Source organism: Lysobacter terrae (assembly GCF_054782215.1).
In genome coordinates, this window is the sequence record NZ_BAAGSX010000001.1 from 1,627,070 (window position 1) to 1,640,439 (window position 13,370).

The following is a 13,370-nucleotide window of genomic DNA, read 5'->3' on the forward strand; positions in this document are numbered from 1 at the left end:
GGCCTCACTTCAACTCGTCGAGCAGCTCGTCCACCTTCGCGGTGTCGAGCTTCTCGTGGTAATGGCCGTTGATCACGACCACGGGCGCACCGCAGCACGCGGCCACGCACTCTTCCTCGCGCTTGAGGTAGACGCGACCGTCGGCGGTGGATTCGCCGAGCTTGCAGCCGAGCTTCTTCTCGGCGTGACGGACCAGGTCCTCGGCGCCGTTGAGCCAGCAGCTGATGTTGGTGCAGAAGGCGACGTTGTTGCGGCCGACCTTCTCGGTTTCGAACATCGAATAGAACGAGGCGACCTCGTAGGCCCAAATCGGCGGCAGGTCGAGATACTTGGCGACCGCGGCGATGAGTTCATCGCTCAGCCAACCACCGTTCTGCTCCTGCGCCGCATGCAGACCCTGCAGCACGGCCGAACGCTTGCGGTCCGCCGGGAACTTGCTCAGCCAGTGGTCGATGTGGGCACGCGTCTTGTCCGACAGCACGACCATCGGGTCGACATTGCGCGCGTTTTCGAAATTGCCAGTGGCCTTCATCGGTCGATCTCACCAAACACGACGTCGTAGGTACCGATCATCGCCACCACGTCGGCCAGCATGTGGCCCCTGACGATCTCGTCCATCGACGACAGATGCGCAAAACCTGGCGCACGCAGCTTGCAGCGGAACGGCTTGTTGGCGCCGTCGGAAACCAGGTAGCAGCCGAACTCGCCCTTGGGTGCTTCGACCGCGGCGTAGGTTTCGCCGGCCGGCACGCAATAGCCTTCGGAGAACAGCTTGAAGTGGTGGATGAGGGCTTCCATGTCGTCCTTCATCTCTTCGCGCTTGGGCGGCGCGACCTTGAAGTTGTCGACGATCACGGGGCCCGGATTGGCCTTCAACCACTTCACGCACTGCTGGATGATGCGGTTGGACTGGCGCATCTCGGCGACGCGGACCAGGTAACGGTCGTAGCAGTCGCCGCTGACGCCAACCGGGATGTCGAAATCGACTTCCGCGTACTTGGCGTAGGGCTGCTTCTTGCGCAGGTCCCAGGCGATACCCGAACCGCGGACCATCGGACCGGTCATGCCCCAGGCGAAGGCCTGTTCGGGCGAGACCACGCCGATGCCGACGGTGCGCTGCTTCCAGATGCGGTTGTCGGTCAGCAGCGTCTCGTATTCGTCGACGCGCTTGGGGAAGTCTTCGGTGAAGCGCTCGAGGTAGTCCAGCAGCGAGCCTTCGCGCCACTCGTTGAAGCGCTTGAGCGACTGGCCCTTGCGCCACGGCGATTCCTTGTAGCGCGGCATCTGCGCCGGCAGGTCGCGGTAGACGCCACCCGGACGGTAGTAGGTCGCGTGCATGCGCGCGCCGGAGACCGCTTCGTAGCAGTCCATCAGCTCTTCGCGCTCGCGGAACGCGTACAGGAACACCGCCATCGCGCCGAGGTCGAGCGCGTTCGAACCGACCCACATCAGGTGGTTCAGGATGCGCGTGATCTCGTCGAACATCGTACGGATCCACTGCGCGCGCTCCGGCGCCTCGATGCCGAGCAGCGTTTCGATCGCACGCACATAGGCGTGCTCGTTGCACATCATCGACACGTAGTCCAGGCGATCCATGTAGCCGATCGACTGGTTGAACGGCTTGGACTCGGCCAGCTTCTCGGTACCGCGATGGAGCAGGCCGATATGCGGATCGGCGCGCTGCACGACTTCGCCGTCCATCTCGAGGATGAGGCGGAGTACGCCGTGCGCGGCCGGGTGCTGCGGGCCGAAGTTCAGCGTGTAGTTGCGGATCTCGGCGTTGAGGACGCCGGAACCACCGGAATTGGAAAGCACGGTGCTCACTTCTTCACCTCCGCCTTCTGCGCGGCTTCGCCGGCGGCGGTCTGGTAACGCGCGTCGTCGCGGATCACGCGCGGCACCAGCACGCGCGGTTCGATCGAGACGGGTTCGTAGATCACGCGCCTCTTCTCGGCGTCGTAGCGGACTTCGACGTTGCCGATCAGCGGGAAGTCCTTGCGGAACGGATAACCGACGAAACCGTAGTCGGTCAGGATGCGGCGCAGGTCCGGATGGCCTTCGAAGACGATGCCGTACAGGTCGAACGCTTCGCGCTCGAACCAGTTCGTGCCCGCCCACACCGAGGTCAGCGAGGCCACGACCGGCAGGTCGTCGTTCTCGGCGAAGGTGCGCAGGCGCACGCGCCGGTTGTGCTGGTACGAAAGCAGATGCGCGACCGCGGCGAAGCGGCGTTCGGGCGCATTGGCGGCGACGTTCGGGCCTTCGCCCCAGGCGAAGCGGCCGGCGCTCTTGCCTTCCACGCCGCGCGAGAAGCCTTCCGACGACACGTCCGTGTCCCACTCGTCGCTGCCGTAGCTGAGGTAATCGACGCCGCTGACGTCGACGCACTGCTCGAAGGCGAATTCGTCGCGCAGGGCCTGGGCGGCGGACAGCCACTGGCTGGCGGCGACGTCGATCGTCACTTCGCCGCGCGGTTCGGCGACGGTGACCAGCGCTTCCGGGAAGCGCGCGCGCAGGCGATCGGCAAAAGAGGATGCGGTTTCCATGTCAGCGCACGCCCTGCTTGTTCTCGCCGAAGTTGGTGCCGCGGCGGATCTTCTTCTGCAGCTGCAGGATGCCGTAGATCAACGCTTCGGCGGTCGGCGGGCAACCCGGCACATACACGTCGACCGGCACGATGCGGTCGCAGCCGCGCACGACGGCGTACGAGTAATGGTAGTAGCCGCCGCCGTTGGCGCAGCTGCCCATCGAGATCACCCACTTCGGGTCGGGCATCTGGTCGTAGACCTTGCGCAGCGCCGGGGCCATCTTGTTGACCAGGGTGCCGGCCACGATCATCACGTCGGACTGGCGCGGCGAGGGGCGGAACACGACGCCGTAACGGTCGAGGTCCAGGCGCGCCGCACCGGCATGCATCATCTCGACCGCGCAGCAGGCCAGACCGAAGGTCATCGGCCACATCGAACCGGTACGCGCCCAGTTCCACAGCGTGTCGAGGTTGGTGGTGACGAAGCCTTGCTGCATCACCGGGTTCTGGTCTTCGGGCAGCAGCAGATCGTCCAGCCGCCCTTCCGGCAGCGGGTTGTGCATCAGGCCCGAGATAGTCTGGATCACTCCCATTCGAGCGCGCCCTTCTTCCACACGTAAACGAAACCCAGCACCAGCAGGGCCAGGAACACGCCCATCTCGATCAGCGCGAATGCGCCGAGTTCGCGGAACACCAGCGCCCACGGAAAGACGAAGGCGATTTCCAGATCGAAGACGATGAACAGGATGGCGATGAGGTAGTAGCGCACGTCGAATTGCATGCGCGCGTCCTCGAACGCGCCGAAGCCGCACTCATAGGGCGAGAGCTTCTCGGCGGTGGGACGCTGGGGGCCGAGCAGGCGGCCCACTACCAGCAGGGCGACGCCGATGCCACCGGCGACGATCAGGAACAGCAGGGTCGGCAGATATTCGGCCAGCACTCGCGTTCTCTCGCTTGAAGACAGGCGTGGGTGGAGAGAACGTCGCTCTCCCGCACCGCCCGCGCTTTGGCTAAAAAACTAAGGAGCGAACGAAGAGCAGTAAGAAAAGAGAGGAAGCATGAACATAGGTTCCGCTCTTACTCTTTTCTCACTCCTCTCCGCTCACTCCTCACGGTTAATGGTGCCCAAGGGGGGACTCGAACCCCCACGACCGAAGTCGCTACCACCTCAAGGTAGTGCGTCTACCAATTCCGCCACCTGGGCTTTGAAACGTTGGCCGTCCCCGGCCGCTTCCGATCACCGCCAAAACCTCGGCGCCGACCGGCACCCGGCAAGTCCATGCCGGGCTGGAAAGATGCATATCGTACCGCGTTTGCCCTGCTTAACCGCCAGAAGCGGGCTGTGCCGGAGCCGGCGGCTGCTGCGTTTCCGCATCCGGCTTCGCCGGCGCCGCACTGTTGGCGGGCGCGGCCGGAACCGTCGTCGCCGGAACGGGCGCGGCAGGAGCCTGCGACGGTGCCGTCGGAATCGTGGCGTTGCCCGAAGCCGGCGCGGCCGGAGCGGCCGGCACTTCGGACATCAGGCCCTTCTCTTCCGTGGGCGCCGCAGTCGTCTTCTTGCTGCCATGGCTGGCGTTCCAGGCCATGAACAGGCTGATGACGAAGAAGGCGACCGCCAACCACTTGGTCGACTTCGTCAGGAAGTTCGAAGCGCCACGCGAACCGAACACCGTGCCCGACGCGCCCGCGCCGAAACCCGAACCCGCCTGCGCACCCGCGCCGCGCTGCATGAGGATCAGCGCGATCATCGCGATCGCGATCAGCACATAGATGACGTTGAGGAACAACAGCATCGTGAGAAAACTCGAAAGGTGATACTCGAAAGGGTGGCCAGTGAAGTCAGGCCGCCGCAGCGACAATGGCGTTGAAGTCGGAAGCCACCAAGGAGGCTCCGCCGACCAGGCCGCCATCGACATCCGGCTGTGCGAACAGCGCGGCGGCGTTGTCGGCCTTCACGCTTCCGCCGTACAGGATCGGAAGCGAGCCAGCAATTCTAGCATCGTATTGCGCGATTTCGCCACGGATGAATGCGTGGACTTCCTGCGCCTGCTCCGGCGTGGCGGTCCGGCCGGTGCCGATGGCCCACACCGGTTCATAGGCGATGATCGCGCCCTGCACCGCCGCGGCGCCGTGCTCGAGGATCGGCGCCAGCTGTTCCTGCAGCCGCCATTCCATCTGGCCGTTTTCGCGCTCGCTCAGGGTCTCGCCCACGCACAGCACCGGCACCAGGCCCGCCGCCTTCGCCGCGAAGAACTTGCGCGCCACCAGTTCGCTGCTTTCGTGGTGATGCTGGCGGCGCTCGGAGTGTCCGACCAGGCCGTAGCGCGCACCGACGTCGACGAGCATCGCCGCCGACACTTCGCCGGTGTACGCGCCCTTCTGGTTGGCGCTGACGTCCTGCGCGCCGAACTGCAGGCCGCGCCCGGCATAGCGCTCGACCAGCTCGCCCACGTACGGCAGCGGCGGCAGGATGACGACTTCGACGCCGGCGGGGGCCTGCACCGACGCGACCGCATCGAGGAGCTCCAGGGCGAACTTGCGGTCGCCATGCAGCTTCCAGTTTCCGGCGACGATCTTGCGGCGCATGGACCACCTCTGGTGCGAAAGGCGCGCAGTTTACAGCGGCCGCCCCGATTCCTCAGCTCCCCCGATCCTCAGCTACCGATTAGTCTCGGGACTGCCAGAATGGGCACATGTCCCTCCCGGCCGCCGCACGATGAGCCTCAGCCCCGCCCAGCGCCTTCCGATCCTGCCGTATCGGAAACCGACCGAAGGCCGCGATTACTGGGTATTGGACAATGCCCTGCCCGACCCCGACGCCGTGCGGGCCCGCCTGCTGGCGCGCACCGACTGGTACGAGGGCTACCCGCACAAACCCGAAAGCTGGCCGGGCCTGCGCGCCATGCCTGCGCTTGAAGCGGAGGAACTGGCACCGCTCGAAGCCTGGGTACGCAAGGTCACCGGCGCGCAGAAGCTGTGGGTCGAAAGCACGGCCGGCGGCGGCACGCTCAACTACAACTGCGTGCAGGTGGTCGGCTACAACGAATGCGAGCCGCGGCCGCACACGGATTCGCGCGCGCTGTGCCGCTATGCGGCGGTGCTCTATCTCAATCCCAACGTGCCCGACGAATGCGGTACGAGCTTCTATCGCCAACGCCTGCCGGGCGGCCAGCGCGGCGGCAACATGGTGCAGGCGCCGCACAACAATCTGGTGGAAGCGCTGGGAACGCGTTTCGTCGACATCAACGCCTTCGCCGAAGACATCGCGATCCCGCACCGCTACAACCGCCTGCTGGTGTATCGCGCCAACCTGATCCACAGCGCGACCTGCTACTGGGGACAGACGCTGGAGAAGAAGCGGATGGCGGCGGTGTTCTTCTGGATGGCGTAGGAAGGCCCTCCCACTGAAAGTGCGTGGTTGAAAGTTCGCACTTTCAAACTTTCATTTTTGCTTTTGAAGCCAAGGCGTTCCGGGCTGGGTCAGGTGGTGCCGGTGGGTAGTCGTGTCACGCAGCCCCACTGGCGTCGCCCTCCCGCTAGAGAGCTCAACGCGTTCGGGTTTGCCTTACCGGGAATGACGGCCTAGATGGATTCCCGCGCGCGTTACTTCAGCTTGATCTCGGCCAGACGCTCTTCGAGATACCCATGCGCCGTGATCGCCTGCGGATACCGGCTCGGATTCTCCGCCGTGACGCACGAAGGCAACACGTCGATCAGGAAATCCGGATTCGGGTGCAGGAAGAACGGCGTCGAATAACGCGGCTGGCGCGCCTTCTCGCCCGGCGGATTGACCACGCGGTGCGTCGTCGACGGATACACGTGGTTGGTCAACCGCTGCAGCATGTCGCCGATGTTGACCACGATGGTGTCGGCGTCGGCGGTGAACGGCACCCACTCGCCCTTGCGCGACTTCACTTCCAGGCCTTCCGAACTGGCACCGACCAGCAACGTGATCAGGTTGATGTCCTCATGCGCGCCCGCGCGCACATTCGGAATGTCGTCGGTGGTGATCGGCGGATAGTGGATCGGGCGCAGGATCGAATTGCCCGAGTCGGTCTTGTCGGCGAAGTAGTTCTCCGGCAGGCCGATATGCAGCGCCAGCGCGCTCAGCACGCGCGAACCGAGCTGATCGAGCGCCGTGTACAGGCCATAGGCGAGCTCGCGGAACTCCGGGAGTTCCTCCGGCCACAGGTTCGCCGGCATCACGTCGGCGTACTTGGAGTCGCGCGCGATCTCGCGGCCGACGTGCCAGAACTCCTTCAGGTCGAAGTACTTCGAATCCTTCGCGGTCTCGATCCCGAACGGCGTGTAGCCGCGCGCACCACCGCCACCGGGCACGTGGTACTTGCGCTTCACTTCTTCCGGCAGCGCGAAGAAACGCTTGAAGACGTCGTACGAACCGTCGATCAGCGACTGCGGAATGCCGTGGTTGCGGATGCCGGCGAAGCCCCATTCGCGGTAGGCCGCGCCGAGTTCGGCGACGAAGGCTTCGCGGTCAGTCGCGAAGCGGCGGATGTCCAGGGTCGGGATTTGCGACGCCATTGTTGCTCTCGGTCAGTTCTTTGTCGTGAATATCTATTCGGCTGCGGCGCGCACGGCGGCCGCGAGCGCATCCAGCGTTTGCTGCATCAGCGTCGCGTCGTCGGCTTCCACGGTCACGCGCACCACCGGCTCCGTGCCGGAGGGACGCAGGAAGGCACGGCCGCGCCCGGCCACGGCGGCCTGCGCGCTGGCCAATGCGGCCTGCACGCTCGGCGCTTCCGCTGGTTTGGCCTTGCCCGCGTAACGCACGTTGACGGTCTTCTGCGGTACACGCTGCAGCCCCCGCAGGGCCTCGCTCAGCGAGAGGCCGCGGCGCCCCAGCACTTCCAGCACCTGCAGCGCGCTGACGATACCGTCGCCGGTGCCGCTGCGATCCAGGCACAGCATGTGACCCGAGGCTTCGCCGCCCAGTACGCCGCCATTCGCCACCAACTGCTGGTGGACGTAGCGGTCACCGACCTTGGCGCGGATGAAACCGATGCCCTCGCCTTCCAGCGCGCGTTCGAGGCCGTAATTGGTCATCAGCGTACCCACGACCGGGCCCCGGAGGCGGCCGCTTTCCTTCCAGTCGCGCGCGAGCACGTACAACAGATCGTCCCCATCGCGCACAACGCCATCGCCGTCCACGAACAGCACGCGGTCGCCGTCGCCGTCGAAGGCAATGCCCAGATCGGCACCGGTTTCGCGCACGCGCGCGGCCAGCGTTTCCGGGTGCGTAGAGCCGACGCCATCGTTGATGTTGAGGCCAGTGGGCTCAACCCCAATCGCGTCCACCAATGCGCCCAGTTCGCGCAGCACCAGCGGGCCCAGCTGATAGGTCGCGCCGTTGGCGCAATCCACGACGATGCGCATGCCCTTGAGGTCGAAGTTCTTCGACACCGAGTCCTTGCAATGCTCGATGTAGCGACCCAGCGCGTCCCGCGTGCGCACAGCCTTGCCGAGTTGCTCCGAAGGCACGGTGCGGAACGGCTGTTCCAGCGCGGCTTCGATCGCCAGTTCGGTGGCGTCGTCGAGCTTCTCGCCTTGCGCCGAGAAGAACTTGATGCCGTTGTCGTAATGCGGGTTGTGCGATGCGGAGATCACGATGCCGCCGTCGGCGCGCATCGAGTGGGTGAGGTGCGCAACCGCAGGGGTCGGCATCGGCCCCATCAGCTGCACATCCACACCGGCCGCGACCAGTCCGGCTTCCAGCGCGGCTTCGAACATGTAGTTCGAAATGCGCGTGTCCTTGCCGATGATGACCTGCGGCTTGCGCCACATGCGGCCCTGGAACGCCTGCACCAGCGCGTGACCGTAGGCATTGCCCAGGCGCAGGACGAAGTCGGCCGAGATCGGGCCTTCGCCTACACGGCCGCGGATGCCATCAGTGCCGAAATAACGACGGCTCAAGCGGCGACCTCGTTGTCGTCCTGCGGCGCGGGCTGCTTCATCATCAGCGCGAGCAGATGGGCGATGCGGTCGCGCATCTCGCGGCGGTCGCAGATCTGGTCGATGGCGCCGTGGTCGAGAAGGAATTCGGAACGCTGGAAGCCTTCCGGCAGCTTCTCGCGCACGGTCTGCTCGATCACGCGCGGACCGGCGAAACCGATCAGCGCTTCCGGCTCGGCCATGTTGATGTCGCCCAGCATCGCGAACGAGGCCGAGACGCCACCGGTGGTCGGATGCGTCATCACCGAGATGTACGGCAGGCCCTTGGCGCGCAAGCGCGCCAGCGCCGCGGAGGTCTTGGCCATCTGCATCAGCGAGAACAGGCTCTCCTGCATGCGCGCGCCGCCGCTGGCGGAGAAGCACACGAACGGGCAGCCGATGTCGGCGGCGCGCTCGGCCGCCAGGGTGAACCGTTCACCGACCACCGAGCCCATCGAGCCGCCCATGTAGGCGAAGTCGAACGAGGCGGCGACCAGGTCGCGGTCCTTGAGCTTGCCCTGCATGGCGATCAGCGCGTCGCGCTCGCCGGTGGACTTCTGCGCCGCCTTGATGCGGTCGGAGTACTTCTTCTGGTCCTTGAACTTCAGCACGTCGGTCGGGCCGAGTTCGGCGCCGATTTCGGTCGTGCTATCGGCATCGAACAGCGAAGCCAGCCGCGCGCGGGCGCGGATCGCCATGTGGAAATTGCACTTGGGACAGACCTCGAGGTTTTCCTCGAGCTCGGGGCGGTAGAGCACGACGCCGCAGCGGTCGCACTTCTCCCACAGGCCCTCGGGCACGCTGCGGCGCTTGGCCGTGCCGGACTCGGTCCGGATACCGGAGGGCATGAGTTTCTTCAGCCAGGACATGCTTTGGGTGTTCCCCTGATGGGCGCTAAGCGCGCTAATGGCGAACGAGCAGTTTAGCGCGAGCGCGTCCTGCCGGTCCCCACCCGGGGCCGGAGGCCGGTTTTGTGTGCTGAAGGTCGCGGAAACGCGGTGGTAGTGCCGCCGGACGCGACCTAGGCGTCCAGCGCCTGGCGCAACGGACGCAGGAAGCGGCCGGCCGCGGCGACCGGATCGTCGCTGGCGGCCAGGACCGACACCAGGGCGCTGCCGACCACGACACCGTCCGCCTCGCGGGCCATGGCCTGGGCCGAGGCCGCGTCCTTGATGCCGAATCCCGCCGCCACCGGCACCGCGCTGCGCGCGCGGATCGCGTGCAGGCGATCGGTCGCGGCCGCGGTATCGAGCCGGTCGGCGCCGGTGACCCCGGCGAAGCTGACGTAGTACAGGTAGCCGCTGGCCTGGCGGCATAGTGATTCCAGGCGCGCGTCGCTGGTGGTCGGGGCGGCCAGCAGGATCAATGCGAGCCCGTGCGCGGAAAAGGCCGCGCGGAATTCGCCGGCTTCCTCCGGCGGAAGATCGACCAGGAGCACGCCGTCGATGCCGGCCGCCACGGCTTCCGCGGCGAAGCGATCCGCGCCGCGGATCTCGACCGGGTTGAGGTAGCCCATCAGCACGATCGGCGTGTCCGCATCGGTTTCGCGGAAGCCGCGCACGCAATCGAGCACATAGGAAAGTCCGGCGCCGCGCGAAAGCGCACGCTCCGAACTGCGCTGGATCGTCGGCCCATCGGCCATCGGATCGGAAAACGGAACGCCCAGCTCGATGACATCGGCCCCGGCTTCGGCGAGCGCGTGCATCACCGGCACCGTGGCTTCGAGCGAAGGATCGCCCGCGGTGATGAAAGGGATCAGCGCCTTCCGGCCTGCGGCCGCGAGCTTGGCGAAGCGGTTGTCGATACGGGTCATGCGAGGGGATTCCGCTTCAGAACGTGATGCCTTCGCGGCCGGCGATCGTGTGCACGTCCTTGTCACCGCGGCCGGACAGATTGCACAGCACGAGGGCGTCCTTCGGCAGTTCGCGCGCGAGCTTCATCGCCTGCGCGATCGCGTGACTGGACTCGAGCGCGGGCAGGATGCCTTCGGTACGCGCCAGTTGATGGAAGGCGGCGAGTGCTTCGTCATCGGTCACGCCGACGTACTCCGCGCGGCCGGTTTCCTTCAAGAAGGCGTGCTCCGGGCCGACGCCGGGATAGTCCAGGCCGGCGGAGACCGAATGCGTTTCGATGATCTGCCCGTCGTCGTCGCACAGCACATAGGTGCGATTGCCGTGCAGCACGCCCGGCCGACCCGCCGCCAGCGACGCCGCGTGATGGCCGGTGGCGATGCCCTCGCCCGCCGCTTCGGCGCCGACCAGGCGCACATGGCGATCGTTGAGGAACGCATGGAATACACCGATCGCATTGCTGCCGCCGCCGACGCAGGCCGTGACCGCATCCGGCAGGCGCCCGTATTCGGCCAGCATCTGCGCGCGCGCCTCGCGGCCGACGACGGCGTTGAAGTCGCGCACCATGCGCGGATACGGATCGGGACCGGCGACGGTACCGATGATGTAGAACGTGTCCTCCACGTTGGTGACCCAGTCGCGCATCGCTTCGTTGAGCGCGTCCTTCAAGGTCGCCGAACCGCTGGTCACCGGCACGACCGTCGCGCCGAGCAGCTTCATCCGATAGACGTTGATCTTCTGGCGCTCGATGTCGGTGGCGCCCATGTAGACCACGCATTCCAGGCCCAGACGTGCGGCGACCGTCGCGCTGGCGACGCCGTGCTGGCCGGCGCCGGTCTCCGCGATGATGCGGGTCTTGCCCATGCGGCTGGCGAGCAAGGCCTGGCCGATGGTGTTGTTGATCTTGTGCGCGCCGGTGTGGTTCAGGTCTTCGCGCTTGAGCAGGATGCGGGCGCCGCCCGCTTCCCGACTCAACCGTTCGGCGAAATAGATCGGGCTGGGTCGACCCACGTAGTGGGCCAGATCCTTCTCGAAGGCTTCGATGAAGGCCGGATCGACCCGCGCCTCGTCATAGGCCCGCGCCAGCGCCTCCAGCGGCCCGATCAAGGTTTCGGCGACGAAACGCCCGCCGAAGCGGCCGAAATGCCCGGCGGCATCGGGGTAGGCGTGGAAGTCCGGAATTTCGGTCAGGCTCATGGTGGGCGCAGCGGGGACGACATCTCACTCTAGCGCGCGGCCACGGGACCACAAAGGTATAAAATCTGGCCATCCTGTCAGGAAAAGTCACAGATGAGCCGCGACCTGCCGCCACTGAACGCCCTGCGCGCCTTCGAAGCCGTCGCCCGCCTGGACAGCGTGAGCCGGGCCGCGCAGGAGCTGCACGTGACCCACGGCGCCGTGAGCCGGCAACTGCGGGTACTCGAAGAAGCGCTGGGCGCGCCTGTGTTCGCCAAGCAGGGCCGTGGCCTCGCCCTTACAGCGGCCGGCCGGCGCTTGTACGAAGCGGCCGAATCCTCCCTCGAACCCCTGCGGTCCGCCTGGGCCGATCTGCAGCGCCGGCAGGTCCAGGCGCCCTTCGTCCTCGGTTGCCCCGGCAGCGTGCTCGCCCGTTGGATGATCCCCAGGCTGGAGCGGCTGGCCCGCGATCAACCCGAGCTGACCCTGCACCTGGCCGCCAGCGATGCGCCACCGGACGCCGCGCTGTCCGGACTCGACGCGGCGCTGCTGATCGCCGAACCGCCCTGGCCCTCGTCATGGCAGGTGCATGTGCTGGCGCCGGAGCGCATCGGACCCGTCGTTGGCCCGCGCTATGCCGGCTTCGAACGTGTGCGCAGCGCACCGGCCGAAGTGCTGCTCGAACTGCCGCTGCTGCATACGACATCGCGGCCGCAAGCTTGGCGCGAATGGGCCGGACGCCAAGGCCTCGACGCGGCGGCGCTGCGCTTCGGCACCGGCTTCGAACACTTGTACTACCTGCTGGAAGCGACGGAAGCCGGCCTCGGTGTCGCTATCGCGCCCGAGCCGTTGGTGCACGAAGACATCGCTTCAGGACGATTGGCGGCGCCGTGGGGATTTCTCGCCACGGACGCGCATTGGGTGCTGTGTGCGCCCAAGCGCAGCGAAGACCGGCGCGTCGCGAAACTGGCGGAGTGGTTGCGTGAGGCGCTTGCGGAGCCGCGCTGAGGCTTGCTCTTCTTCTCCCCGCTTGCGGGGAGAAGATGCCCGTAAGGGCAGATGAGGGGGCGAGCGCAGCGAGCTGCTGTTGCTCTTGCTTGATGGATGACAGCCAAAGCAGCTCGCTGCGCTCGCCTCCCCTCATCCGGCGCTTCGCGCCACCTTCTCCCCGCAAGCGGGGAGAAGGAGAAGCTGAGGACAACTGTCAGCTGTGGCAATCCGCGCGGCGCGCTTCTTCGACGAACTGGCGCATGCGGTCGCCGTCCTTGATGCCGGGCGATAGCTCGATGCCGCTGGCGACGTCGACGCCCCAGGGACGCGTGGTCACGATAGCGTCGTGCACGTTCTCCGGCGTCAGGCCGCCGGCCAGCAGCCAGGGCTTGCCCGGGTCCTGCGGAATCTGCGACCAGTCGAAGGTCTTGCCGCTGCCGCCCTCGCCGCCCGCCGCATTGCTGTCGAACAGGAAACCGGCCGCGCTCGGATAGCGCGCACGCAAGGGCATCGTCGACGGTATGCCGCCGTTGCCCATCGCAATCGCCTTCAAATAAGACACTCCGAAGCTGCGGCAGAAGGCGTCGTCCTCGTTGCCGTGGAACTGCAGCAGGCTCGGCCGTACATGGCGGACGATCTCGCGCACTTCGTCCTGCGGGTTGTCCATGAACAACGCCACCGAATCGACGAAGGGCGCGAGCGCGGTGCGCATCGCACGCGCTTCTTCGGGCTCGACGCGACGCTTGCTCGAACGCGCGAACACGAACCCGACGGCATCCACGCCAAGCTCGCTGGCCAGGCGTACGTCGCCGGCGCGGGTCATCCCACAGAACTTGATGCGGGTGCGGAAGTAGTTGGGCTTCACCATTTCCTCACAG

At 66.4% G+C, this 13,370-nt stretch carries 15 protein-coding genes and 1 tRNA gene; 2 read left to right on the plus strand and 14 right to left on the minus strand.

Going from position 1 to position 13,370, the window contains the following annotated elements; all coding sequences use genetic code 11:
* Positions 1-4: 4 nt before the first annotated feature.
* From nuoE to tpiA, 8 genes are all read right to left on the minus strand, one after another.
* Complete coding sequence (gene nuoE / locus ACYVJ8_RS07585) at positions 5-532, minus strand: NADH-quinone oxidoreductase subunit NuoE (protein ID WP_460710822.1); 528 nt, start codon at positions 530-532, stop codon at positions 5-7.
* Complete coding sequence (locus ACYVJ8_RS07590; protein ID WP_460710824.1) at positions 529-1,824, minus strand: NADH-quinone oxidoreductase subunit D; 1,296 nt, start codon at positions 1,822-1,824, stop codon at positions 529-531. Before ACYVJ8_RS07590 ends, nuoE begins: the two co-directional genes overlap by 4 nt.
* Positions 1,821-2,546, minus strand: coding sequence for an NADH-quinone oxidoreductase subunit C (locus ACYVJ8_RS07595; protein WP_460710826.1), 726 nt, complete (start codon positions 2,544-2,546; stop codon positions 1,821-1,823). The genes ACYVJ8_RS07590 and ACYVJ8_RS07595 overlap by 4 nt, the downstream gene beginning before the upstream one ends.
* A 1-nt stretch (position 2,547) precedes the next feature.
* Positions 2,548-3,120 carry a NuoB/complex I 20 kDa subunit family protein gene (locus ACYVJ8_RS07600; protein WP_460710828.1) on the minus strand — a complete coding sequence of 191 codons (573 nt, stop codon included), beginning with the start codon at positions 3,118-3,120 and terminating at the stop codon, positions 2,548-2,550.
* The gene (locus ACYVJ8_RS07605) at positions 3,111-3,467 is read right to left on the minus strand and encodes an NADH-quinone oxidoreductase subunit A (protein ID WP_460710830.1); all 357 of its coding nucleotides are present in this window, start codon (positions 3,465-3,467) and stop codon (positions 3,111-3,113) included. Before ACYVJ8_RS07605 ends, ACYVJ8_RS07600 begins: the two co-directional genes overlap by 10 nt.
* Positions 3,468-3,646: 179 nt before the next feature.
* A tRNA-Leu gene (locus tag ACYVJ8_RS07610) sits at positions 3,647-3,731 on the minus strand.
* 118 nt (positions 3,732-3,849) lie between these two features.
* Positions 3,850-4,320 carry a preprotein translocase subunit SecG gene (gene secG, locus ACYVJ8_RS07615; RefSeq protein ID WP_460710832.1) on the minus strand — a complete coding sequence of 157 codons (471 nt, stop codon included), beginning with the start codon at positions 4,318-4,320 and terminating at the stop codon, positions 3,850-3,852.
* Between the two features lie 46 nt (positions 4,321-4,366).
* Positions 4,367-5,113, minus strand: a complete 747-nt coding sequence (gene tpiA / locus ACYVJ8_RS07620; protein WP_460710834.1) for a triose-phosphate isomerase — start codon at positions 5,111-5,113, stop codon at positions 4,367-4,369.
* A gap of 130 nt (positions 5,114-5,243) precedes the next feature.
* On the opposite strand from tpiA, the gene ACYVJ8_RS07625 reads away from it, so the two are divergent.
* On the plus strand, positions 5,244-5,918 hold the full coding sequence (locus ACYVJ8_RS07625) for a DUF6445 family protein (protein WP_460710836.1): 675 nt from the start codon (positions 5,244-5,246) through the stop codon (positions 5,916-5,918).
* Between the two features lie 212 nt (positions 5,919-6,130).
* On the opposite strand, the gene ACYVJ8_RS07630 is transcribed toward ACYVJ8_RS07625, so the two are convergent.
* The 5 genes from ACYVJ8_RS07630 to trpB all read right to left on the minus strand — a co-directional run bounded on the left by ACYVJ8_RS07630 (position 6,131) and on the right by trpB (position 11,523).
* Positions 6,131-7,069 (minus strand): isopenicillin N synthase family dioxygenase, encoded by a 939-nt coding sequence (locus ACYVJ8_RS07630; RefSeq protein ID WP_460710837.1) that lies wholly within the window; start codon positions 7,067-7,069, stop codon positions 6,131-6,133.
* Positions 7,070-7,102: 33 nt separating this feature from the next.
* The gene (gene glmM, locus ACYVJ8_RS07635) at positions 7,103-8,458 is read right to left on the minus strand and encodes a phosphoglucosamine mutase (RefSeq protein ID WP_460710839.1); all 1,356 of its coding nucleotides are present in this window, start codon (positions 8,456-8,458) and stop codon (positions 7,103-7,105) included.
* Positions 8,455-9,345 carry an acetyl-CoA carboxylase, carboxyltransferase subunit beta gene (accD, locus tag ACYVJ8_RS07640; RefSeq protein ID WP_460710841.1) on the minus strand — a complete coding sequence of 297 codons (891 nt, stop codon included), beginning with the start codon at positions 9,343-9,345 and terminating at the stop codon, positions 8,455-8,457. Before accD ends, glmM begins: the two co-directional genes overlap by 4 nt.
* A 152-nt stretch (positions 9,346-9,497) precedes the next feature.
* Entirely contained in the window at positions 9,498-10,289 is a 792-nt protein-coding gene (gene trpA / locus ACYVJ8_RS07645; RefSeq protein ID WP_460710843.1) for a tryptophan synthase subunit alpha, read from the minus strand.
* A gap of 16 nt (positions 10,290-10,305) precedes the next feature.
* Positions 10,306-11,523, minus strand: coding sequence for a tryptophan synthase subunit beta (gene trpB / locus ACYVJ8_RS07650; RefSeq protein WP_460710845.1), 1,218 nt, complete (start codon positions 11,521-11,523; stop codon positions 10,306-10,308).
* 93 nt (positions 11,524-11,616) lie between these two features.
* On the opposite strand from trpB, the gene ACYVJ8_RS07655 reads away from it, so the two are divergent.
* Positions 11,617-12,510 (plus strand): LysR family transcriptional regulator, encoded by an 894-nt coding sequence (locus ACYVJ8_RS07655; RefSeq protein WP_460710847.1) that lies wholly within the window; start codon positions 11,617-11,619, stop codon positions 12,508-12,510.
* A 196-nt stretch (positions 12,511-12,706) separates the two neighbouring features.
* On the opposite strand, the gene ACYVJ8_RS07660 is transcribed toward ACYVJ8_RS07655, so the two are convergent.
* Entirely contained in the window at positions 12,707-13,360 is a 654-nt protein-coding gene (locus ACYVJ8_RS07660; protein ID WP_460710849.1) for a phosphoribosylanthranilate isomerase, read from the minus strand.
* Between the last annotated feature and the right edge of the window lie 10 nt (positions 13,361-13,370).

Bases quoted from the DNA above. Each gene is read 5' to 3' on its own strand.
- nuoE (WP_460710822.1), bottom strand. From the start codon at position 532: ATGAAGGCCACTGGCAATTTCGAAAACGCGCGCAATGTCGACCCGATG.
- ACYVJ8_RS07595 (WP_460710826.1), bottom strand. From the start codon at position 2,546: ATGGAAACCGCATCCTCTTTTGCCGATCGCCTGCGCGCGCGCTTCCCG.
- ACYVJ8_RS07600 (WP_460710828.1), bottom strand. From the start codon at position 3,120: ATGGGAGTGATCCAGACTATCTCGGGCCTGATGCACAACCCGCTGCCG.
- secG (WP_460710832.1), bottom strand. From the start codon at position 4,320: ATGCTGTTGTTCCTCAACGTCATCTATGTGCTGATCGCGATCGCGATG.
- tpiA (WP_460710834.1), bottom strand. From the start codon at position 5,113: ATGCGCCGCAAGATCGTCGCCGGAAACTGGAAGCTGCATGGCGACCGC.
- ACYVJ8_RS07625 (WP_460710836.1), top strand. From the start codon at position 5,244: ATGAGCCTCAGCCCCGCCCAGCGCCTTCCGATCCTGCCGTATCGGAAA.
- ACYVJ8_RS07630 (WP_460710837.1), bottom strand. From the start codon at position 7,069: ATGGCGTCGCAAATCCCGACCCTGGACATCCGCCGCTTCGCGACTGAC.
- accD (WP_460710841.1), bottom strand. From the start codon at position 9,345: ATGTCCTGGCTGAAGAAACTCATGCCCTCCGGTATCCGGACCGAGTCC.
- trpA (WP_460710843.1), bottom strand. From the start codon at position 10,289: ATGACCCGTATCGACAACCGCTTCGCCAAGCTCGCGGCCGCAGGCCGG.
- trpB (WP_460710845.1), bottom strand. From the start codon at position 11,523: ATGAGCCTGACCGAAATTCCGGACTTCCACGCCTACCCCGATGCCGCC.
- ACYVJ8_RS07655 (WP_460710847.1), top strand. From the start codon at position 11,617: ATGAGCCGCGACCTGCCGCCACTGAACGCCCTGCGCGCCTTCGAAGCC.
- ACYVJ8_RS07660 (WP_460710849.1), bottom strand. From the start codon at position 13,360: ATGGTGAAGCCCAACTACTTCCGCACCCGCATCAAGTTCTGTGGGATG.